The organism is Pantoea stewartii (assembly GCF_011044475.1).
GTDB lineage: Bacteria > Pseudomonadota > Gammaproteobacteria > Enterobacterales > Enterobacteriaceae > Pantoea > Pantoea stewartii.
Map to the genome: position 1 here is coordinate 3,639,690 of NZ_CP049115.1, position 22,813 is coordinate 3,662,502.

The window sequence follows — 22,813 nt, forward strand, 5'->3', positions numbered from 1 at the left end:
AGAAATCATGTTTGAACCTATGGAATTAACCAATGACGCGGTGATTAAAGTCATCGGCGTCGGCGGTGGCGGCGGCAACGCCGTAGAGCACATGGTACGCGAGCGTATCGAAGGTGTGGAATTCTTCGCTGTTAACACCGACGCCCAGGCGTTGCGTAAAACAGCGGTCGGCCAGACCATCCAGATTGGTAATAACATTACCAAAGGGCTGGGTGCGGGTGCGAACCCGGAAGTGGGCCGTAACTCTGCAGAGGAAGATCGCGAAGCACTGCGTTCTGCGCTGGAAGGGGCAGACATGGTGTTCATCGCAGCGGGAATGGGTGGCGGTACCGGTACCGGTGCAGCGCCTGTTGTAGCTGAAGTGGCGAAAGATTTAGGTATTCTGACCGTTGCGGTCGTGACCAAGCCTTTCAACTTCGAAGGCAAGAAGCGCATGGCGTTTGCCGAGCAGGGGATCGCAGAGCTGTCTAAGCACGTCGATTCACTGATCACCATTCCTAACGACAAGCTGTTAAAAGTGCTTGGGCGCGGCATTTCGCTGCTCGACGCTTTTGGCGCAGCCAACGACGTGCTGAAAGGCGCAGTGCAGGGTATCGCTGAACTGATTACCCGCCCTGGCCTGATGAACGTCGACTTTGCTGACGTGCGTACCGTCATGTCAGAAATGGGTTATGCCATGATGGGCTCTGGCGTGGCATGCGGTGAAGATCGTGCGGAAGAAGCTGCTGAAATGGCGATTTCCAGCCCACTGCTGGAAGATATCGACCTGTCTGGTGCGCGTGGCGTGCTGGTCAACATCACGGCAGGCTTTGACCTGCGTCTGGATGAGTTCGAAACCGTGGGTAATACCATCCGCGCCTTCGCCTCAGACAACGCCACCGTGGTTATCGGTACCTCTCTGGATCCAGAAATGAACGATGAACTGCGCGTCACCGTGGTGGCAACCGGTATTGGTATGGACAAGCGCCCTGAAATCACGCTGGTCACCAACAAACCGGCCAGCCAGCCAGTGATGGATCACCGTTACCAGCAGCACGGTATGTCGCCGCTGCCGCAGGAGCAGAAACCTGCAGCGAAAGTGGTGAACGATCAGAATGCGCAATCGAACAAAGAGCCAGATTACCTTGATATACCGGCGTTTTTGCGTAAGCAGGCCGACTAGGAATAACCTTATAATTGGGTTTTCCCGCTCTTTGTGCTAAAGTGTTCGCCCGCTGGTAACGTATACTGGCGGTCGGAAAGTAATATTGCGAGATAATTACGATGATCAAACAAAGGACATTAAAACGTATTGTTCAGGCGACAGGTGTCGGTTTACATACCGGCAAGAAAGTCAGCCTGACGTTGCGCCCTGCACCGGCTAATACCGGGGTCATCTATCGTCGCACCGACTTGAATCCCCCGGTTGATTTTCCGGCTGATGCAAAATACGTGCGCGACACCATGCTGAGTACCTGCCTGGTGAATGATGAAGGCGTGCGTATTTCGACAGTTGAACACTTGAATGCCGCACTGGCGGGCCTGGGCATCGACAACATTATTGTGGAAGTCGATGCACCTGAAATCCCGATTATGGATGGCAGCGCAGCGCCTTTTATCTATCTGCTGATGGATGCAGGTATCGAGCAGCTCAGCAGCGCCAAGAAGTTTGTGCGCGTTAAGCAAACCGTGCGTGTTGAAGATGGTGATAAATGGGCGGAAATTAAACCGTATAACGGTTTTTCGCTTGATTTCACTATTGATTTCAAACACCCGGCTATCGATGCCAGCTCTCAGCGTTACCAGATGAAATTCTCTGCCGAAGCGTTTGTTCGTCAGATTAGCCGTGCACGCACCTTTGGCTTCATGCATGAAATCGAATATCTGCAGTCTAAAGGCCTGTGCCTGGGCGGTAGTTTAGATTGTGCGATAGGCCTTGATGATTTCCGCGTGCTTAATGAAGAAGGTCTGCGTTTTGAAGACGAGTTTGTCCGTCACAAAATGCTGGACGCTATCGGCGATCTGTTTATGTGTGGCCATAACATTATCGGCGCGTTTACCGCGTACAAATCGGGCCATGCATTGAACAACAAACTGCTGCAGGCCGTTTTGGCTAAGCAGGAAGCCTGGGAATGGGCGACCTTCGAAGACGAAGCTGAATTGCCGCTGGCGTTTAAAGCACCAAATCTGGTTCTGGCTTAATTCCTGATCAGAACGTAAAAACGGCTGGTTGCGCTGACACTCTCTCCGGTCAGTCGCGCCGGCCGTTTTTTATTGCCCCGCCCTCGCTCTCTGTGTGTTGCGACACTCTTCACATGCTAAAGCAAACAATTGCTGAATTGCTGCACAATCAGGTGCGATTTCTTCCGTTGTCGCTTTAAACGCAGGTGTCGGCACGCCACATTAGTGTTACTATCTCTGGCGCTTTTACAGGCTGCATGCTGCTGAAAACAGCAGTGAATAATGAAATTGTTATGCGCAATGGAACAATTGTGATCGGAATCCTTCTACGCTGGCGACAAATAGGTAGACGCTATTTCTGGCCTCATTTCCTGCTGGGAATGGTGGCGGCCAGTCTCGGCTTGCCGGCGTGTGCGCAAACAGCGGAACTTAACACCGGATCCGAATCCTCAGCCAGCAGCCTGTTCATCGGCAATGCCGTTCGTTTCGATCATCTTATTCGTCTTCAGGAAGCCTCGCGACGTCCCAGTTTTACGGTTGACTACTGGCACCAGCATGCCATTCGCACGGTTATCCGCCACCTCTCTTTCACGCTGACGCCGCAGTCTCAGGCGGAAGAGCAGGTACATCCGCTGGCCGCGCAAAAGCTGGCGTTAATCGATTCACTTCATGCCTTATTGACCTCCCAGACAGCACAGACATACGACGCCTTTGGTTTGTCTCTGCTGCCTGTGTCTGACGCGCCTGCCCTGACGCGAGCAGCCTGGCATGGCAAAGTGCACGGTATCCGTGCTGGCCCCGCTTCATTGTTCTGCTAATCACTTTCATTACACCCTTTTAGATTTCGCAGTCCGACGATTCGGCTGAATTGAGAATATATTTATTATGTTAATCAAAATGTTAACCAAGGTTTTTGGTAGCAGCAATGATCGTACTTTGCGCCGCATGCGTAAAACCGTTGATATCATCAACAAGATGGAACCGGATTTTGAAAAGCTCTCTGATGAAGAACTGAAAGCGAAAACGGAACTGTTCCGTGAGCGCCTGAAAAAAGGCGAGTCGCTGGAGAGTTTACTTCCGGAAGCCTTTGCAACCGTGCGTGAAGCCAGTAAACGCGTCTTTGGCATGCGTCACTTTGATGTCCAGCTGATTGGCGGTATGGTACTCAACAACCGCTGTATTGCTGAGATGCGTACCGGTGAAGGTAAAACGCTTACGGCAACGCTGCCAGCCTACCTGAATGCCCTGACCGGTAAAGGCGTTCATGTTGTTACCGTCAACGATTACCTGGCCCAGCGTGATGCGGAAAATAACCGCCCGTTGTTTGAATTTCTTGGTCTGAGTGTCGGTATCAACATGTCAGGTCTGCCTTCCGTTGCCAAACGTGAAGCCTATGCAGCGGACATCACTTACGGTACGAACAACGAATATGGCTTCGACTATCTGCGCGACAACATGGCGTTCAGCCCTGAAGAGCGCGTACAGCGTAAACTGCACTATGCGCTGGTGGATGAGGTCGACTCCATCCTCATTGACGAAGCGCGAACGCCACTGATCATCTCAGGTCCGGCAGAAGACAGCTCTGAACTCTATACCAAAGTGAACAAAATCATTCCTCACCTGATCCGTCAGGAAAAAGAAGATTCTGACCACTTCCAGGGTGAAGGCGATTTCTGGGTTGACGAGAAAGCGCGTCAGGCGCACATGACCGAGCGCGGCCTGGTGAAAGTCGAAGAGCTGCTGGTGAGCCAGGGCATTATGGTGGAAGGTGAATCCCTCTATTCACCGACGAATATCATGCTGATGCATCACGTGACGGCTGCGCTGCGTGCACATGCGCTGTTCACGCGCGATGTTGATTACATCGTTAAAGATGGCGAAGTCATCATTGTCGATGAGCATACCGGTCGTACCATGCAAGGACGTCGCTGGTCTGATGGTCTGCATCAGGCCGTTGAAGCCAAAGAAGGCGTTGAAATCCAGAACGAAAACCAGACGCTGGCATCGATCACCTTCCAGAACTACTTCCGCCTCTATGAAAAGCTGGCCGGTATGACGGGTACGGCTGATACAGAAGCGTTTGAGTTCAGCTCCATCTACAAGCTCGATACCATCGTTGTGCCAACCAACCGTCCGATGGTGCGTAAAGATCTGGCCGATCTGGTCTACATGACAGAGAAAGAGAAGATCGATGCCATTATTGAGGATATTCGCGAACGTACCGCGAAAGGGCAACCGGTACTGGTAGGTACGATTTCGATCGAGAAGTCAGAAGTTGTATCAAACGAGCTGACACGCGCAGGCATTAAGCACAATGTTCTGAACGCCAAATTCCACGCCCGCGAAGCGGATATTGTTGCTCAGGCTGGTCAGCCGGGTGCCGTGACCATCGCCACCAACATGGCGGGCCGTGGTACCGATATTATGCTGGGCGGTAGCTGGCATGCCGAAGTCGCTGAGCTGCAGGATCCGACTGAAGAGCAGATCGAGGCGATTAAAGCGGCCTGGCAGGTTCGCCATGATGCCGTGCTGGCGTCAGGTGGCTTACATATCGTCGGTACGGAACGCCATGAATCGCGTCGTATTGACAACCAGCTGCGCGGTCGTGCGGGTCGTCAGGGGGACGCGGGTTCTTCACGTTTCTACCTGTCAATGGAAGATGCGCTGATGCGTATTTTTGCCTCTGATCGTGTTTCTAACATGATGCGCAAGCTGGGAATGAAACCGGGCGAGGCCATTGAGCACCCGTGGGTAACCAAAGCCATTGCCAACGCACAGCGTAAAGTGGAAAGCCGTAACTTCGATATTCGTAAGCAACTGCTGGAATACGATGATGTGGCGAATGACCAACGCCGCGCGATCTATAGCCAGCGTAATGAGCTGCTGGATGTTTCTGATGTCTCCGATACCATCAACAGTATTCGCGAAGACGTCTATAAATCGATTATCGACAGCTACATTCCACCGCAGTCACTGGAAGAAATGTGGGACGTACCGGGACTGGAAGAGCGCCTGCGTAACGATTTCGATCTGGATCTGCCAATCAGTGAATGGCTGGATAAAGAACCGGACCTGCATGAAGAGACGCTGCGTGAGCGCATTATGAAACACGCTGCCGATAGCTATGCGGCGAAAGAAGAGATCGTGGGCGCGGAGATGATGCATAACTTTGAGAAAGGCGTGATGCTGCAAACGCTGGACTCCCTGTGGAAAGAGCACCTGGCGGCAATGGATTATCTGCGTCAGGGCATCCACTTACGTGGCTACGCGCAGAAAGATCCGAAGCAGGAATATAAACGTGAATCGTTTGCCATGTTTGCCGCCATGCTTGAAACGCTGAAGTATGAAGTAATCAGCACACTGAGCAAGGTGCAGGTGCGAATGCCAGAAGAAGTGGAAGCGATGGAGCAGCAACGTCGCGAAGAGGCAGAGCGTCTGGCGCAGCAGCAGCATCTCAGCCATGTCAGCGAAGATGTGCTGGCGGCCGAGTCGCTTGCCCAGCAGGGCGGCGAGCGTAAAGTCGGACGTAACGATCCTTGCCCATGCGGTTCAGGTAAGAAATACAAACAGTGTCATGGTCGCCTGGCCTGATAACGTGTTGACTGAAAAGGAGCCTCTGGCTCCTTTTTTTGGCTTTTTGTCCGCTGAACGATGGCGCGGTTAACAACCCGCTTAACATGTTTTAGAATCAGCGCTCATTCACCTACTCTTCAGGATACCTTCATGAAGCACCTGCAGGTTGCCGTCGGCATTATCCGCAATGCTGATAAACACATTTTTCTTGCCCAGCGTGCGGCTTCCTCCTACATGGCCAATAAGTGGGAATTTCCCGGCGGTAAAATTGAAGCGGGTGAAAGCCCTGAGCAGGGTTTAGTGCGCGAACTGCTCGAAGAAACCGGCATTGAGGTGACTGATGCCCGCGCCATTGGCATCAAAGATCATACCTATGACGATCTGCGTGTGACGCTGCATTTTTTCCTGGTCGAAGGCTGGAAAGGTGAACCCTGGGGCAAAGAAGGTCAGCCACAGCGTTGGGTCGAACAGCGGGCGCTGATCGCTGAAGAATTTCCGGCGGCAAATCATGAACTGATAGCGCGTCTGGTGGCAGGCGAACTGTAACAGGGTGGGGCATTATGCCCCACCGCGTGACTTAGCGTTCTTCTTCACTCCAGTTGTCACTGTCGTTCAATTCATCGCTGCTGGGTATGCGCTTTTCTTCCGCAGCCCATTCGCCAAGGTCAATTAACTGACAACGTTTGCTGCAAAACGGCCGCCACGGGCTCAGTTCATCCCAGATAACCGTTTTACCGCACTGCGGACAGTTAACGGTCATAATTTCTTCCTGCATGTTCACCTCTAACAACAGGCCAGTTGGAAGTTGAGGCGCGCAGGGACTTCACCGCGCTCACTGTCCAGTGGCATAAAACGTATCGCAAAACGGCTCTTATGACCGGATACCTGAGGATAAAGTGCGTCCTCTATGTCCAGTTGCAGACGCAGAAGATCGGCGCCTTCGGCATTATCCTGATAAAAACCGTTCAGACTGGTTTGTAAACGGTAAGTGCCCGACTGACGGATTAAATCGAGCAACATGGCCAGTGTGCTGTGCAGCGGTATCAGGGTTTCCATCCAGCTTGTCACCTGCGCATCACGAGTTGTCTGCGGCAGATGCAGCCAGATGTGCAGACCAGGCAGATCGAAACTGCAGCACCCGCCCGGAATACTGAGCCGCTGACGAACCAGAGCAATCAGACGATCTTCCCTCAGTTGCTGCCCCATACGTGGCGCACTGTTAAGCAGAACAGATTGTGCTTTTAGTTTGTCGCGCAATGCATCCACCACGGACATATCGACGCCGGGCACATCCGCCCACGCGCGCAGTTTGGTTTGCTGACGCTCAAGTTCTTTCAGCAACTCGGTGCGCATGTCGCCGCGTTCAAAGATATCCAGCAGTTCGCCGATCAGACGAAAAAAAGTCAGTGCCGTGGCGGTATTTTCCAATGGCGTAACCTGATGCAACTGATCGATCAGGAATTCGACACGCAGCCAGGTGCGCATTTTTTCATTCAGTGGATGTTCAAACAGAACGACTGTACTCATGGATTAATCCTGTTTCGCTGCCGCAAGCTTCAGATAATGCTGATGAAGTCTGGCAACCTGGGGTAGCGCATTTTCAGGCGCGCCACTGTTATCAATAATATCATCGGCACAGGCGAGGCGCTGTTGGCGCGTCGCCTGTGCCGCAAGAATGCGTTTAGCCTGCTCAGGAGAAACGTTGTCGCGTGCGAGCGTACGTTTCAGCTGTGTTTCTTCATCGGTGTCGATAACCAAAACCCGATCGGCCTGGTGCTGGAGCTGGTTTTCAACCAGCAACGGCACGACCCACAGGACATAAGGTGAGGTCGCCTGCGCTTTAAGCTGCTGTGTGCGGGCGTTAATCAGGGGATGAAGCAGCGCGTTTAGCCAGTTTTTTTCATCAGGTGCCGCAAAAATAATCTCTCTTAAGCGCGCACGTTGTAGTGTTCCCTGATCGGTCAGAATACTGTCACCATAGCGTGCAACAATCGCCTGCAGAGCAGGCGTGCCCGGCTCGACGACCTCGCGGGCAATGACATCAGCGTCAATGATCGTGACGCCTTCTGCAGCAAAGTACGCGGCAATAGTGCTCTTGCCGCTGCCAATGCCACCGGTCAGCGCCACCGTGTAGGGCGTATCTCTCACTCTCACTCTCTTAGTCGTTCAGTCACAGGTAAGCCAAAGCGTTACGACACGATCATGTTGCGCGTCCGATTTCGTTAGAAAGACGCCGTCGAATCTGATGGATTGTAGCGTAAATAAAGTGAAATTCGCACTCTTGTTGCGGTGCAAATGGCGCGTATCATGAGGTGACTGGCTTTGTGATAACGCCCTTCATGGCGATGAATAACCTCTTACCAGGACACTATGTATGCGCATTGAAGAAGATTTGAAACTGGGCTTTAAAGACGTACTGATTCGTCCAAAGCGCTCCACGCTGAAAAGCCGATCTCAGGTCGAACTGGATCGCAGCTTTACGTTCAAACACTCCGGCCTGGACTGGCGCGGCGTACCTGTTATCGCTGCCAACATGGATACGGTGGGGACTTTTTCAATGGCCGAGGCGCTGGCCAGTTTCAATGTCTTAACAGCCGTACACAAACACTACAGTGTGGAAGACTGGCGGGCATTTGTTCAACGCGTACCGGCATCAGTACTGAAATATGTGATGGTATCTACCGGCACCTCAGACGCCGATCTCACCAAACTTATCGCGGTCATGGCCATTTGCGATGACCTGCAGTTCATCTGTATTGACGTTGCCAATGGTTATTCTGAGCACTTTGTCGATTTCCTGAAGCGTGCGCGTGAGATCTTCCCGGGCAAAACGATTTGTGCGGGTAACGTCGTCACGGGGGAAATGGTCGAAGAGCTAATCCTGTCCGGAGCCGATATCGTGAAGGTGGGGATTGGACCGGGCTCAGTCTGCACCACGCGCGTCAAAACCGGCGTGGGATATCCGCAGCTCTCTGCCGTGATTGAGTGCGCCGATGCGGCGCACGGCCTGAGTGGGCAAATCGTCAGCGATGGCGGATGCGCTGTGCCGGGTGATATCGCCAAAGCGTTTGGTGGCGGCGCGGATTTTGTCATGCTGGGCGGTATGCTGGCGGCACATGATGAGTGCGAAGGCCGAATTACAGAAGAAAACGGCGAGCGGTTTATGCTGTTTTACGGCATGAGCTCAGAATCCGCAATGAAACGTCATGCGGGAAGCGTGGCGGAATATCGTGCGGCAGAAGGGAAGACAGTGAAACTCCCCTTGCGCGGACCAGTAGAAGAAACCCTTCGCGATATTCTCGGCGGGCTTCGTTCTGCCTGCACCTATGTGGGAGCTGAGCGGCTAAAAGAGTTAACCAAGCGCACCACGTTTATTCGGGTGGCCGAGCAGGAAAACCGCATCTTTTCCCGTTAACCCTGTCTGCTCAGCATGCAGTAAAGGAACGGAGTACCTTTACTGCATGGCCTCACCTAGCCCAAACACAGGCAGATACATGGCGATCACCAGTGTGCCGACAATGCCGCCAATCACCACCATCATCACGGGCTCCAGCGAGGCGGCCAGATTATCAGCCCGCGTCAGCGTTTCTCTTTCATGCCATTCAGCCAGACGCGCCAGCATCACATCCAGTGCGCCTGACTCTTCGCCCACACGAATCAACTGACGACAAAGTGGCGTAAACAGGGGATGCGCGTGCAACGCCTGATGCAGAGGATTGCCTTGCGCAATGTGCTGCTGAATAGCCTTGATGGCATCCTGCCACAGCCGCGATGACAACGTGACACAGGCCGCATCAAGTCCCTGGAGCAGGGTTAATCCTGCCTGCTGGGTCAGTTGCAACACACTGTAGATTTGCGTCAGTTGACTACCCTGCCATAGCCCGGCGATAACCGGCACACGCAGCAGGGCGCGTTGCTCACAGCGCTGCCAGTTTTCAGAGCGCCGTCGCGCGTGGTACCAGCCCGTCGACAGCAGGGCAATGCCCCCGATTAGCGGCAATCCGCCCGCCTGTAATGCGTCGGACACGGTGATAACGGCGGCGGTGAAGGCGGGTAAAGGCGCGCCAAACGAGGCATAGACGGAAACAAACTCCGGCAAGACAAACAGCAACATACCGCAGGTGACGGCCAACGCCACGAACAGAATAAACAGGGGATAACGCAGGGCTTTCAGAACCTTAGCGCGCAAATGCTGCTGGCGTGTTTGTTGCTGCGCCAGTTGTTCGCAGCAGATATCCAGCTGGCCGGTCAGCTCGCCGACCGCCATTAGCGCAGCGAAAAGTGGCGGAAAAACCTCTGGCCACTGGCGTAATGCCTGCGAAAATGGCTCGCCACGCAAGACGTGATGCTGTAAGGCCTGCATCAACGCCCGCCAGGCGGCGTGCGGGTGACCTGATGCCAGCAGATCAAGGCTTTGCGATAAAGGAAGGCCCGCCTTTAGCAGGGTGGCGAGCTGGCGAATGAAATCAATTTTATGCTGTGACCGCCAGTCACGTCGTCGCATCACTTTTTCCCGCTTCTCGCTCACCGGCACTAAGTGCCGACGCGAAAGGTCGTCAGACAGCGTCTCACTGTCGGGGGCCAGATGATAACCCGTTTGCAGTCTGCCCTGTGTATCTACGGCATACCAGCGATAAAGAAAAAGGTGCGTCATGATTCGAGCCCAATAACGCGCTGCATCTCCTCCAGAGAGGTTTCGCCGCGGCTGACAGCGTCCAGCCCCGAAGCCTGTAGCGTGCGCATCCCTTGCTGTTTTGCCAGCGCCAATACCTCCTCCAGAGGCATTTCGGCGGCGATAGCATTTTGCAGTTTGGCTGTAACGGGCAGGATTTCGAATAAAGCCAGACGGCCAAAATAACCCGAAAAGCAGTGATCGCAACCCGGTGCCCGCCAGGTTTTTAACGTGCCTGGCCAGACTGACGCCGGGAGATGTGCCACGGCCTGTGCAGGTTCACGACAGTGCGGACACAGGCGTCTGACCAGGCGCTGAGCAATAATCAGGCGCAACGCTGAGCCCAGTAAATAACCAGGAATGCCCATCTGGCGTAAGCGCGTTAGCGTTTCAGCCGTTGAGTTAGTGTGCAAAGTCGAGAGGACAAGATGACCGGTTTGCGCGGCTTTTACGGCAATTTCAGCGGTCTCGCCGTCACGTATTTCGCCTATCATGATGACATCCGGATCCTGGCGAAGCAGCGCGCGTAACACGCGATTAAAATCGAGCCCATACTTTGGATTAATTTGCGTCTGATTGATGCCCGGCAAAGGGATCTCAATGGGATCTTCCACACTGCAAATGTTCTTTCCGGGCTGATTAATCGCGCTCAGTCCGCTGTAAAGGGTAAACGTTTTTCCACTGCCGGTTGGGCCCGTGACCAGAATCAGGCCCTGGGGCTGTGCCAGCGCAGCCTTGAGCAGGCGCAGCGGTGCCGCGGGTAAGCCCAGCGAGTCCAGGGACAGTGTAGCGCCTTCCCGCTGCAGCAAACGTACGACGGCTTTCTCTCCGCCCTGCGTCAGCAACGTTGAGAGCCGAAAGGAAGCGACCTGACCGTCAATCTCATGGCTGAACTGACCGTCCTGTGGCAGACGACGTTCGGCAATATCCAGTCCGGCCAAAATTTTAAGCCGCGCCAGCAGAGCCGCTGGCTGTATGTCCCGTTGCAGGGGCAGGGGATGCAACACGCCGTCAATGCGCAGACGAATACGCAGGCTTTGCTGATAAGGCTCAATATGGATGTCTGAGGCCCGCCGCTGTGCGGCCTGATGCAGAAGCTGGCTGGCGGTATCGATTGCCGATTCTGTGGCGGCACCCTCTTTAGCACACAAGGGGCTATGCATCGCTTCAGCCTGTTCGAGCCGGGCCTGCGGCCAGCACTCAATAGCGATCTGACACGGGCTGGCAAATCGCAGGGCTTCGGCCAGTCCTGGCGGAACCTGCTCAGCGACAGCAAGACGTAAATGCGTCGCGTTGTGGTCGAGGATGATGGCGCGGTAGCGCTGACAGATCAGTGCTACCGCATCGTCGGGTTTACTCATTTGTGCCCCCACGACTGTCAAAGCGGAATTGTTCCTGACAGTTGTCGCGTAACGTGGTGTTAGTGCTGGTACAGGTACGCTGCCAGACGAGCGTGCCTTCGTTACTGTCCCAGACGGGCAGCATTTCTACGCTTAATCCATTCAGGCTCTCCTGCCCGGTCAGGGTAATCATGCCGTTGACCACGGTGATCGCCGACACGTAACGTGATGTTGTGCCCTGCGGAATACCGCGTTGCCCGGCCTGACACTGTTCAGGCCCGCCGCGTTCAATCGCGCAAAGCTCAACGGCCGTCTTAAAGGGCACCATGGTTTGCAGCATGTCGGTCAGCGCGGCGCGCTGCAGATAATTTTGATAGGCAGGCAGCCCGATAGCGCTGAGGATCGCCACGATGCCGACCACAATCATTAATTCAACTAACGTGAATCCTTGTTGATAGTGCATATGTGCCTCCTGAGTAAGAAGGCCGCAGTCTAGGAAGACGCTGTCGGTAATAACAGCAGGAAACCCGGAGAGTGGAAAAGGGCAGGCAATAAATCTGGTGGGTTACAGGAACAGGACTACGTCACTGGATGCTGGTGCACAAAACAGGCCGTGCCGGCGGCACGGCAACAGGGATTATTGCGCCTGAAAGCGCATCGACAGATCCAGAGCACGCACATGCTTGGTCAGCGCGCCGACAGAGACATAATCCACACCGGTCTCGGCGATGTCCCGAATCGTCGTTTCGGTGACGTTGCCTGACACCTCCAGTAGCGCACGACCAGCCGTGATCTTCACCGCCTCGCGCATCGCCTGAAGGGAAAAATTGTCCAGCATGATGATGTCGGCCGCCGCAGCCAGTGCCTCTTCCAGCTCTTTCAGCGATTCAACTTCGACTTCCACAGGGACATCCGGATAAAGCCAAAAGGCTTTTTCGACGGCCTGACGAATTGAGCCGCTGGCAATAATATGGTTTTCTTTAATCAGAAACGCATCGGACAGGCCGAGGCGATGATTACTGCCGCCACCGCACAGCACGGCGTATTTCAGCGCTGTTCGCAGGCCTGGCAATGTTTTGCGTGTATCCAGAAGCTGTGTCTGTGTGCCTTCCAGCAGCGCGACATAGCGGCTGACTTCCGTGGCGACGCCGGACAAGGTTTGTACAAAATTTAATGCGGTGCGTTCGGCCGTCAGCAACAGGCGGGCTGGCCCGTCAACCTCAAACAGGGGTTGATCCGGGATAACATGTTGTCCATCTTCCACATGCCATGTCAGGGCGGTGTGCGCGCCTAACTGGTTAAACACCTCTTCGACCCAGCGTTTACCACAAAAAACACCGGCTTCACGGGTAATAACCTGAGCATGTGCCCGACTGTCGGCTGGCAGGAGCTGCGCGGTAATGTCGCGGTCGCTCTCTGTCTCACCGCCGAGATCTTCCTTTAATGCGCGTTCAACGGCCTCGGGGATATCATTTTCAATACGTTCAAGCAGCGCCTGATGGCGACTGTCAGGATCATAGCGACGCACAGACATACGCGTTCCGCTCCAGTAAATGTCAGGTAACAGAGGCGATTACCATAGCCTGAATAGCGCGAAGGCACCAGTCCTTAGTCACTTTTTGTTTAGTATACTTAACATGTGCGTTTATCAGCCCGATAGTGCAACGCATTTTGACGCAATAATCCCTTAAAATTCATGCTATTCTCAAACCGGTCCTGCGAAGAGAATCCAGCATGAAAGTAGAAAAAGGTTGGCTGTCCGGTGTGCGACAGGTGCCGTCCCCCCATTGTAATGATCGGCCGCATAACGAAGCGCCATCCCTTCTGGTCATTCACAATATCAGCCTGCCGCCCGGCGAATTCGGCGGCCCGTGGATTGATAAACTGTTCACCGGCACGCTGCCTGCCGACGCGCATCCCTACTTTGCTGAGATTGCTCATCTGCGCGTTGCGGCGCACTGCCTTATCCGACGTGATGGCGAAATCGTGCAATATGTTCCCTTTGATAAACGTGCCTGGCACGCTGGCATCTCGCAGTTTGAGGGGCGGGAAAACTGCAACGACTTTTCAATTGGCATTGAACTGGAGGGCACGGATATTGAACCTTATACCGAGGCACAATACGCCGCTCTGCATCAGGTCACGCAGACGTTGTTAGCCCATTATCCGTTAACGCCTGCGCGCATTACCGGCCACAGTGATATTGCACCGGGACGGAAAACCGATCCCGGCCCGGCGTTTGACTGGGACGATTTTAAACAGCGGTTACAGCAACAAAAATTGGAGTAACTATGACGTTATTTACCTTGTTACTGGTTTTAGGTTGGGAACGGCTGTTTAAGCTGGGGGAGCACTGGCAACTGGATCACCGGCTGGAGCCTGTGTTTCGTCGCCGTCAGCACTTTTCGGTGATGCGCACACTGCTGATGCTGATTATCGCGATGGGCCTGACCGCGCTGGTGGTCGGGAGCCTGAAAGGCATTTTGTTTGGTATTCCTCAGCTTCTGTTCTGGATCGTGGTGGGGTTACTGTGCATCGGAGCGGGTGTGGTGCGTCAGCACTATCATACGTATTTGCAGGCGGCGAGTCGTGATGACGCCGCGGCACATCAGGCCATGGCGGCAGAGTTAACCCTGATCCACGGTGTGCCTGTTGAGTGCAGCGAACGCGAATTCCTTCGTGAGCTTCAGAATGCGCTCATCTGGATTAACTTCCGTTTCTATCTGGCACCGATGTTTTGGTTCGTGGTGGGCGGTGCCTGGGGACCGGTGTTGCTCGTGGGGTATGCGTTTTTACGCGCCTGGCAAAGCTGGCTGGCAAAACACTGCACGCCCATGGCCCGCTCTCAGTCTGGCGTGGACAGCATTCTGCATGTGGTTGACTGGCTCCCGGTGCGGCTGGCGGGCGTTGCCTATGCGCTGCTGGGGCACGGTGAGAAAGCCTTGCCTGCCTGGTTTGCCTCGCTGACGGACAGGCACCACTCGCAGTACCAGGTTTTAACCACGCTGGCGCAGTTTTCGCTGGCTCGCGATCCGCACAGCGATAAGGTCGCAACGCCACGTGTCGCCGTGGCGCTGGCGAAGCGCATTTCGCTGGTGCTGGTGGTGGTTGTGGCGTTGCTGACCATTTACGGCACGTTGGTGTAGTCGGCAGGGGGAACCCCGAAGTCGGGTGTGCCATCCTCACGCCAGTGAAAATATTTCAGACGCGTATGGCGATTACCGTCCCAAAGGGGATCGCCCTCAATTTCTGTATAATTGCGTGCGTGATAGACCAGCAGATCGCGCCCGTTCTCATCCTGAGTAAAACAACTGTGTCCCGGTCCATACTGGCGGTTTTCCCAACTGGTTGCAAAGACCGGACGCGCTGATTTCTGCCAGGCCATCGCGTTCAGCGGATCGGCATCACGCGGAATGGAAAGCAGGCCCATGCAGTAGTTTTCATCCGTTGCGCTGGCAGAATAGGTAATAAACAGCCAGTCACCATGCACTATCGCGGCCGCGCCTTCGTTGACGCTAAACCCCGCGCACTCCCATTCATATTCAGGACGGCTCAGCATCACCGGTTTACCTTTGAGCGTCCATGGATTACGCAATTCAGCCAGATAGAGGTTGGAATTCCCTGGAATTGCAGGATCTTTCTGCGCCCATAAGTACCAGTTTTTCCCCTGGTGAACAAAGTGGGTGGCATCCAGCGCAAAACTGTCGAGATGACTTAACACCTGGCGCGGGGGCTGCCAGTGGCCACTGAGCGGGTCGTCATCGTTGCACACCAGCGCGTACATCCGGTGCTGAAACAAGCCATCTTTGATATCGCGCGAAGGCGCTGCGGCAAAATAGATAACCCAGTGTTCCTCAATACGATGCAACTCCGGTGCCCAGATCAGCTCACTGAACGGCCCAATATCGGGTTTACGCCAGACCACGACCGGTGTCGCGGTGCGTAAGGCCGTTAGCGTGCTGGCACGACGTAGCTCAAGACGATCATATTCCGGTACGGAAGCAATAAAGTAATAGTGTTCTCCGTGGCGCAGGATAAACGGATCGGCGCGCCGTTCAATAAAGGGGTTGGGCCAGTTTTCGCTCATTTCAACTCTCCAGTCGGAAGCTCGGTAGGGTGTTTTTCGTGCGCCTGAATCTGGCGGAGGGCAAGATCGCGTTGAATGGTTTGCATTAATGTGCGATCCACTTTCATCAGTCGCACCACGCCCGCGGTAATCAAATAGCCAGCCCCGGGGATAACGGTAAACAGCAGGACAATGCCGTTAAGCGCGTGAGCCGATTGCTGTTTCGCACCTGCATCATAACCGTAAGCCGAGAGCAGAAAACCGACCATCGTCCCCCGCGACGGCCAGTCCGACCTTGAGAAAGAACAGATTGCCTGAAAAGCTGATGCCGGTAATACGCTTACCGGTTTTCCATTCACCGTAATCGTCCACATCCGCCATCAAAGACCAGTGTAAAGGGGAGGGAATTTGATGAAGGACATTCAGCAGAAAGTAAGCGATAACGACTGTCACGGTGGCGTGGGGATCAAGCCAGTAGAAACCGCAGGAGAACAGGGCAAGGGCGATATTGGTCCAGAAAAAGACTTTCAACTTACACCAGCGCTCGGTAAGGACTTTTGCCAGCGTGCTACCCAGCATCATGCCAACCACGCCCAGGCTGATAAACAGCGTGGCAAAGTGCGCCGTTTGTCCCATGACCCAGGTCACGTAATACAGGGTTGCTGCCATACGAATAAAACCCGGGCAGACATTGCAAAGTGTCAACAGCAAGATGCGCACCCACTGATCGTTCTTCCACACATCACGCAAATCGTTTTTCAGCTCATCATGAGTAGGGACGGCAGGCTGAATACGTTCCCGCACGGTGGCGAAGCAGAACAGAAACATTGCCAGTCCCACCAGGGCCAGCACAGCCATCGCCATCTGATAACCCCGCGCCTTGTTCTCACCGCCAAACCATTCCGCCATCGGCAGCAACGACAGTGACAGAATCAGGGTGGCAATGCCGACCATGACAAACCGGTACGACTGGCAGGAGACACGCTCACCGGGATCGTTAGTCATGACGCCACCCAGCGAGCAGTAGGGGATATTAATGGCGGTATAGGCCAGGGACATGAAAAAGTAGGTGGTAAAGGCCCAGACGACCTTGCTGGGATAGCTCCAGTCTGGCGTGGTAAACATCAGTACACTGAATATAACGTAGGGCACTGACACCCACAGTAACCAGGGACGGAAACGTCCCCAGCGGCTTTTGGTACGGTCAGCTATCGCGCCCATTATCGGGTCGGTGATGGCATCCAGAATGCGCACCGAGAGTAACAGCACGCCCACTAAGGCCGGTGCTAAGCCAAAAACGTCGGTATAGAAATAGCTGAGGAACAGCATGACAGCGCCACCGATCATGTTGCACCCCGCATCACCCATGCCATAGCCCAGCTTTTCTCTGAATGAGAGGGGGTTATCTGTCATTGTTGTAACCTGCAGAGGAATTAAACATAAAAGGATTATTAATGTTTAATCCACAGGCGGCGCGGCACGAAATTGTTGGGATGATGGACAAAACAGCCGTGCAGGGAGAAGTGTGAGCAGGGTCGGGTTTACCGACTGCCTGCCCGCCGTTTTCTGTCGGCGGGCAGGCAATGCCGTCAGGCTTTTTGCGTCTTATTCTTGATGAAATAGCCAATAGCCAGGATGATCAGCCAGACAGGAATGAGCCATACGGAAATGGCCATGCCTGGCGTCATCGCCATCAGGACCAGGATGCCAGCCAGGAAGATCAGGCAAACCCAGTTACCCAGAGGGTACAGTACCGCTTTGAAACGGGTGGTAACGCCCTGCTGGTTTTTCTTTTTACGGAATTTCAGGTGCGCCAGGCTAATCATCGCCCAGTTGATGACCAGCGCAGACACGACCAGCGACATCAGCAGACCAAACGCCTCACCCGGCATCAGGAAGTTCAGCAGCACGCACAGCGCGGTGGCGACGGCTGACACCAGAATACTCATCACGGGCACACCGCGGCGGTCCACGTTCAGCAGCGCTTTTGGCGCATTCCCCTGCTGTGCCAGACCAAACAACATGCGGCTGTTACAGTAAACGCAGCTGTTATAGACCGACAGTGCGGCGGTGAGGATCACCACGTTCAGTGCATTGGCAACCATGGCATCGCCCAGTTCGTGGAAGATAAACACAAAGGGGCTGGTATCTTCAGTCACGCGCGTCCACGGCATTAATGACAGCAGCACTGCCAGCGAGCCGATATAGAAAATCAGGATCCGCCACAGCACCTGGTTGGTGGCTTTTGGAATCGTGGTTTCAGGATTGTCCGCTTCTGACGCCGTAATCCCGACCAGTTCCAGACCGCCAAAGGAGAACATGATAATCGCCATAACCATCACCAGCCCACCGAGGCCATTCGGCATAAAGCCGCCGTGTTCCCACAGGTTACGCACGGTTGCCTGCGGCCCACCGGTACCACTGAACAGTAACCAGCCGCCAAACAGGATCATCGCAATCACCGCGATAACTTTAATAATGGCAAACCAGAACTCCATTTCACCAAACACTTTAACGTTCGTCAGGTTAATGGCATTAATCAGCACGAAGAAGATAGCGGCTGATGCCCAGGTGGGAAAATCGGGCGCCCAGAACTGAATGTATTTACCGACGGCACTCAGCTCCGCCATGGCGACCAGCACATACAGCACCCAGTAGTTCCAGCCAGAGGCGAAACCGGCAAAATTTCCCCAGTATTTATAGGCAAAGTGGCTGAAGCTCCCGGCAACGGGCTCCTCGACCACCATTTCACCCAACTGACGCATGATAAGAAAGGCGATAAACCCGGCAATCGCATAGCCTAAAATAACGGCGGGACCTGCGGATTTGATGACCGACGCGCTGCCCAGAAACAGGCCGGTTCCCACTGCACCGCCCAAGGCGATCAACTGTATATGGCGATTTTTTAAACCGCGCTTCAGCGATTCACCGTGCTGTTGTTCCATACACACCTCATGATGTTGTTATTCTTCGCTTCAGAATGTGCTGACTGTAAAGAATTAAATACACTTAAGACTGATGTTTTTAAGGTGTCAGACTTGCGTAATGCCGCCAGCTGTAACCTGACCAACAGAATAGTGATAAGCGCAGGGCTTTGCACCTGCTTTCGCCAGCCCCGGTACGAGTTGGCTTAAAAAGAATCAAACGGTCTGCCGTCTTATTAGCCCCCGATGAGAAAAACGGCAGCAAACTGCGCTGACCAGGCGCTGATGGCTAAATCGGTTTAGTCATACATGCTGTGTAATTTTTGGTAAAGGTTAAAAAAAATTAACGTCCAGGTATGGCCTGATTCTCCACTTTTATCTCTGGATTTAACGCGCGCATCCCGCATTCCTTCACTGAAGTGTCACAGATGCCGTATAGACACAAGGTGAATACTTTGTTACTTTACGGGCACCTTTTTTGAATTGGTATTACCAATTTACTTTGTTTGACCGGCATACTTTAAGAAGGGAAGATGGCTTATAGCAAGATTCGTCAACCCAAACTCTCCGATGCGATTGAGCAGCAACTGGAATCCCTCATTATGGAAGGGACGCTGCAGCCGGGAGAGAAGTTGCTCCCCGAGCGCGAACTCGCCAAACAATTCGATGTTTCACGTCCGTCTCTCCGTGAGGCAATCCAGCGATTAGAAGCGAAAGGATTGTTACTACGCCGTCAGGGCGGCGGAACATTCGTACAAAAACATCTCTGGCAGAGCATGAGCGATCCACTCGTAGAGCTACTCGCCGAACATCCGGAATCTCAGTTTGATCTGCTGGAAACGCGCCACGCTTTAGAAGGCATTGCGGCTTACTATGCGGCACTGCGTGGCACAGAAGAAGATTTGCAGCGTATTCGCGACTGTCATCTTCATATCCAACAGGCGCAGGACAGCGGCGATCTCGACGCTGAAGCAGACGCAGTGATGAAGTATCAGATCGCTGTCACAGAAGCGGCCCATAATGTCGTGCTTTTGCATTTGCTACGATCAATGGGCCCTATGCTGGAACAGAATGTCCGACAGAATTTTGAATTGCTCTACTCTCGCCGGGAAATGCTGGCGAAAGTGAGCGGTCACCGCGCCAGAATTTTTGAGGCGATTGTGGCTCGTGAGCCAGAACAAGCACGCGAGGCATCACACCGTCACCTGGCGTTCATTGAGGAAATCTTGCTGGACAGAAGTCGGGAGCAGAGCCGTCGAGAACGCTCCCTACGTCGTTTACAGCAACGTAAGGAATAACGCGCGGCAAAGATCGTGCGGACATGTGCGACGAGCCTGTCTCCCTGACGTTAACAGGCTCCCGATTTTTCAACGTATTAGACACAGATAAGGAATACCCCCATGTCAGAACGTTTACACAATGACGTGGATCCGATTGAAACTCGTGACTGGCTACAGGCGATCGAATCGGTCATCCGTGAAGAAGGTGTTGAACGTGCACAGTATCTGATTGATCAGGTGCTGAGTGCAGCCCGTAAAGGCGGTGTGAAAGTTGCTGGCGGTGCTGCCGCTATCAGTAACTATATCAACTCTATTGCCGTTGAAGATGAACCGGAATATCCGGGCAACACCTCACTTGAACGTCGTATCCGATCCGCTATCCGCTGGAACGCCATCATGTCGGTGTTGCGCGCATCGAAGAAAGATCTGGAGCTTGGCGGCCACATGTCCTCCTTCCAGTCTTCTGCCACTATCTATGAAGTGTGTTTTAACCACTTCTTCCGCGCGCGCAGTGAGAAAGATGGCGGCGATCTGGTGTACTTCCAGGGCCACATTTCTCCGGGTATCTATGCCCGTGCTTTCCTGGAAGGCCGTCTGACCGAAGAGCAGATGAATAACTTCCGTCAGGAAGTCGATGGCAAAGGCCTGTCTTCTTATCCGCATCCAAAACTGATGCCGGAGTTCTGGCAGTTCCCGACCGTTTCAATGGGCCTGGGCCCACTCAACGCTATCTATCAGGCTAAGTTCCTGAAGTACCTGGAACACCGTGGTCTGAAAGACACCTCTGGCCAGACCGTTTACGCGTTCCTGGGCGACGGCGAGATGGATGAACCAGAATCCAAAGGTGCGATCACTATCGCGACCCGTGAAAAACTGGATAACCTGGTCTTTATCATCAACTGTAACCTGCAGCGTCTGGATGGACCGGTCACCGGTAACGGTAAGATCATCAACGAGCTGGAAGGCATTTTTGCCGGTGCTGGCTGGGAAGTGATCAAGGTTATCTGGGGCGGTCGTTGGGATGAACTGCTGCGCAATGACACCAGCGGTAAACTGATCCAACTGATGAACGAAACCGTCGACGGCGACTACCAGACGTTTAAATCGCGTGATGGTGCCTACGTGCGTGAGCACTTCTTCGGTAAATATCCGGAAACCGCTGCGCTGGTGAAAGACTGGTCAGACGATGAGATTTGGTCACTGAACCGTGGTGGTCACGATCCGAAGAAAATTTACGCGGCACTGAAAAAAGCGCAGGACACCAAAGGCAAGCCGGTTCTGATTCTGGCTCATACCATCAAAGGTTACGGTATGGGTGACACCGCAGAAGGCAAGAACATCGCGCACCAGGTGAAGAAGATGAACATGGATGGCGTACGCTATATCCGTGATCGTTTCAACGTGCCGGTCGAAGACGACAAAATTGAGTCGCTGCCTTACATCACCTTTGAGAAAGGTTCCGAAGAGTACAATTACCTGCATGGTCAGCGCGAGAAGTTAGGCGGTTACCTGCCTTCACGTCAGCCTAGCTTCACGGAAAAGCTGGAAATGCCGGCGCTGGAAGAGTTCAGTGCGCTGCTGGAAGAGCAGAACAAAGAGATCTCTACCACCATCGCGTTTGTGCGTGCGCTGAATGTGATGCTGAAGAACAAGTCGATTAAAGATCGTCTGGTGCCGATTCTTGCCGATGAAGCCCGTACCTTTGGTATGGAAGGCCTGTTCCGTCAGATTGGTATCTACAGCCCGAACGGTCAGCAGTACACGCCGCAGGACCGCGAGCAGGTGGCTTACTATAAAGAAGACGAGAAAGGTCAGATTCTGCAGGAAGGGATCAACGAGCTGGGCGCAGGATCGTCCTGGCTGGCGGCGGCGACCTCATACAGCACCAACAACCTGCCGATGATTCCATTCTACATCTATTATTCGATGTTTGGCTTCCAGCGCATTGGTGATTTGATGTGGCTGGCGGGTGACCAGCAGGCGCGCGGCTTCCTGGTCGGCGGTACCTCAGGCCGTACTACGCTAAATGGTGAAGGTCTGCAGCATGAAGATGGTCACAGCCATATTCAGTCACTGACCATTCCAAACTGTATCTCCTACGATCCGGCGTATGCCTACGAAGTGGCTGTCATCATGCACGACGGTCTGGTACGCATGTACGGTGAAGCGCAGGAAAACATTTATTACTACATCACTACGCTGAACGAAAACTACCACATGCCAGCGATGCCGAAAGGTGCCGAAGAAGGTATCCGTAAAGGTATCTACAAGCTGGAAACCGTAGACGGTAGCAAAGGTAAAGTTCAGCTGTTGGGTTCAGGTTCTATCCTGCGCCATGTGCGTGAAGCCGCGCAGATCCTGTCGGCTGATTACGGCATCGGTTCGGACGTTTACAGCGTCACCTCGTTCACCGAACTGGCCCGCGATGGTCAGGATTGTGAGCGCTGGAACATGCTGCATCCGACAGAAGCGCCGCGTGTGCCTTACATCGCTCAGGTGATGAACGAAGCACCCGCTGTCGCATCAACCGACTACATGAAGCTGTTTGCTGAGCAGGTTCGCAGCTACGTGCCTTCAAGCGATTACCGTGTGCTGGGCACCGACGGCTTTGGCCGCTCTGACAGCCGTGAAAATCTGCGTCACCACTTTGAAGTGGATGCAGCATACGTTGTGGTAGCCGCGCTGGGTGAACTGGCTAAACGTGGCGAAATCGATAAGAAAGTCGTGGCGGATGCGATCGTGAAGTTCAAGATCGATGCCGATAAAGTTAACCCGCGTCTGGCTTAAGAGGTAACAGA

19 protein-coding genes and 1 pseudogene are annotated in these 22,813 nt (G+C 53.9%); 10 read left to right on the plus strand and 10 right to left on the minus strand.

Annotated elements, in window-relative coordinates; genetic code table 11:
- The first annotated feature begins 7 nt into the window (after positions 1–7).
- The 5 genes from ftsZ (at position 8) to mutT (ending at position 6,279) form a co-directional block, all read left to right on the plus strand.
- Positions 8–1,162, plus strand: a complete 1,155-nt coding sequence (gene ftsZ, locus G5574_RS17115; RefSeq protein WP_006117682.1) for a cell division protein FtsZ — start codon at positions 8–10, stop codon at positions 1,160–1,162.
- A 101-nt stretch (positions 1,163–1,263) separates the two neighbouring features.
- Complete coding sequence (lpxC, locus tag G5574_RS17120; RefSeq protein WP_033740259.1) at positions 1,264–2,181, plus strand: UDP-3-O-acyl-N-acetylglucosamine deacetylase; 918 nt, start codon at positions 1,264–1,266, stop codon at positions 2,179–2,181.
- Between the two features lie 290 nt (positions 2,182–2,471).
- Positions 2,472–2,978, plus strand: a complete 507-nt coding sequence (gene secM / locus G5574_RS17125) for a secA translation cis-regulator SecM (RefSeq protein WP_233255760.1) — start codon at positions 2,472–2,474, stop codon at positions 2,976–2,978.
- A gap of 67 nt (positions 2,979–3,045) precedes the next feature.
- Positions 3,046–5,751 carry a preprotein translocase subunit SecA gene (secA, locus tag G5574_RS17130; RefSeq protein ID WP_164482950.1) on the plus strand — a complete coding sequence of 902 codons (2,706 nt, stop codon included), beginning with the start codon at positions 3,046–3,048 and terminating at the stop codon, positions 5,749–5,751.
- A gap of 132 nt (positions 5,752–5,883) precedes the next feature.
- Positions 5,884–6,279, plus strand: coding sequence for an 8-oxo-dGTP diphosphatase MutT (gene mutT / locus G5574_RS17135; RefSeq protein ID WP_006117686.1), 396 nt, complete (start codon positions 5,884–5,886; stop codon positions 6,277–6,279).
- A gap of 31 nt (positions 6,280–6,310) precedes the next feature.
- Here the strand turns inward: mutT and yacG are convergent, their stop codons facing one another.
- The 3 genes from yacG to coaE are packed head-to-tail and all read right to left on the minus strand — an operon-like array spanning position 6,311 to position 7,881.
- A complete protein-coding gene (gene yacG / locus G5574_RS17140; RefSeq protein WP_006117687.1) occupies positions 6,311–6,508 on the minus strand; it encodes a DNA gyrase inhibitor YacG in 198 nt (65 codons plus the stop codon).
- Positions 6,509–6,516: 8 nt separating this feature from the next.
- Positions 6,517–7,260: a cell division protein ZapD gene (zapD, locus tag G5574_RS17145; RefSeq protein WP_006117688.1), complete on the minus strand. Its 744-nt coding sequence runs from the start codon at positions 7,258–7,260 to the stop codon at positions 6,517–6,519.
- A gap of 3 nt (positions 7,261–7,263) precedes the next feature.
- A complete protein-coding gene (gene coaE / locus G5574_RS17150) occupies positions 7,264–7,881 on the minus strand; it encodes a dephospho-CoA kinase (RefSeq protein WP_164482951.1) in 618 nt (205 codons plus the stop codon).
- Positions 7,882–8,107: 226 nt separating this feature from the next.
- Here coaE and G5574_RS17155 point away from each other — a divergent pair, with 226 nt between their 5' ends.
- A complete protein-coding gene (locus tag G5574_RS17155; RefSeq protein WP_033740262.1) occupies positions 8,108–9,148 on the plus strand; it encodes a GMP reductase in 1,041 nt (346 codons plus the stop codon).
- Positions 9,149–9,187: 39 nt separating this feature from the next.
- On the opposite strand, the gene hofC is transcribed toward G5574_RS17155, so the two are convergent.
- The 4 genes from hofC to nadC form a co-directional block, all read right to left on the minus strand.
- Positions 9,188–10,387: a protein transport protein HofC gene (gene hofC, locus G5574_RS17160; protein WP_164482952.1), complete on the minus strand. Its 1,200-nt coding sequence runs from the start codon at positions 10,385–10,387 to the stop codon at positions 9,188–9,190.
- Positions 10,384–11,766 (minus strand): type II secretion system protein GspE, encoded by a 1,383-nt coding sequence (gspE, locus tag G5574_RS17165; RefSeq protein WP_164482953.1) that lies wholly within the window; start codon positions 11,764–11,766, stop codon positions 10,384–10,386. The genes hofC and gspE overlap by 4 nt, the downstream gene beginning before the upstream one ends.
- Positions 11,759–12,208, minus strand: coding sequence for a prepilin peptidase-dependent pilin (gene ppdD, locus G5574_RS17170; RefSeq protein WP_006117693.1), 450 nt, complete (start codon positions 12,206–12,208; stop codon positions 11,759–11,761). The genes gspE and ppdD overlap by 8 nt, the downstream gene beginning before the upstream one ends.
- A 174-nt stretch (positions 12,209–12,382) precedes the next feature.
- The gene (gene nadC / locus G5574_RS17175) at positions 12,383–13,279 is read right to left on the minus strand and encodes a carboxylating nicotinate-nucleotide diphosphorylase (RefSeq protein ID WP_033740266.1); all 897 of its coding nucleotides are present in this window, start codon (positions 13,277–13,279) and stop codon (positions 12,383–12,385) included.
- A 200-nt stretch (positions 13,280–13,479) separates the two neighbouring features.
- Between nadC and ampD the strand changes: the two genes are divergently transcribed.
- Together ampD and ampE are read left to right on the plus strand one after the other, a co-directional pair.
- A complete protein-coding gene (ampD, locus tag G5574_RS17180) occupies positions 13,480–14,034 on the plus strand; it encodes a 1,6-anhydro-N-acetylmuramyl-L-alanine amidase AmpD (protein WP_006117696.1) in 555 nt (184 codons plus the stop codon).
- 2 nt (positions 14,035–14,036) lie between these two features.
- Complete coding sequence (ampE, locus tag G5574_RS17185; protein WP_006117697.1) at positions 14,037–14,891, plus strand: beta-lactamase regulator AmpE; 855 nt, start codon at positions 14,037–14,039, stop codon at positions 14,889–14,891.
- Here ampE and G5574_RS17190 read toward each other — a convergent pair.
- The 3 genes and pseudogenes from G5574_RS17190 to aroP all read right to left on the minus strand — a co-directional run bounded on the left by G5574_RS17190 (position 14,873) and on the right by aroP (position 18,756).
- Complete coding sequence (locus G5574_RS17190) at positions 14,873–15,832, minus strand: glycoside hydrolase family 43 protein (RefSeq protein ID WP_164482954.1); 960 nt, start codon at positions 15,830–15,832, stop codon at positions 14,873–14,875. The genes ampE and G5574_RS17190 overlap by 19 nt on opposite strands.
- Positions 15,829–17,224: pseudogene (locus G5574_RS17195) on the minus strand (glycoside-pentoside-hexuronide (GPH):cation symporter). Before G5574_RS17195 ends, G5574_RS17190 begins: the two are co-directional and overlap by 4 nt.
- A 176-nt stretch (positions 17,225–17,400) precedes the next feature.
- Positions 17,401–18,756: an aromatic amino acid transporter AroP gene (aroP, locus tag G5574_RS17200; protein ID WP_164482955.1), complete on the minus strand. Its 1,356-nt coding sequence runs from the start codon at positions 18,754–18,756 to the stop codon at positions 17,401–17,403.
- 512 nt (positions 18,757–19,268) lie between these two features.
- Here aroP and pdhR point away from each other — a divergent pair.
- Complete coding sequence (pdhR, locus tag G5574_RS17205) at positions 19,269–20,033, plus strand: pyruvate dehydrogenase complex transcriptional repressor PdhR (RefSeq protein ID WP_033740273.1); 765 nt, start codon at positions 19,269–19,271, stop codon at positions 20,031–20,033.
- A gap of 102 nt (positions 20,034–20,135) precedes the next feature.
- Positions 20,136–22,802 (plus strand): pyruvate dehydrogenase (acetyl-transferring), homodimeric type, encoded by a 2,667-nt coding sequence (gene aceE, locus G5574_RS17210; RefSeq protein WP_164482956.1) that lies wholly within the window; start codon positions 20,136–20,138, stop codon positions 22,800–22,802.
- Positions 22,803–22,813: the final 11 nt, after the last annotated feature.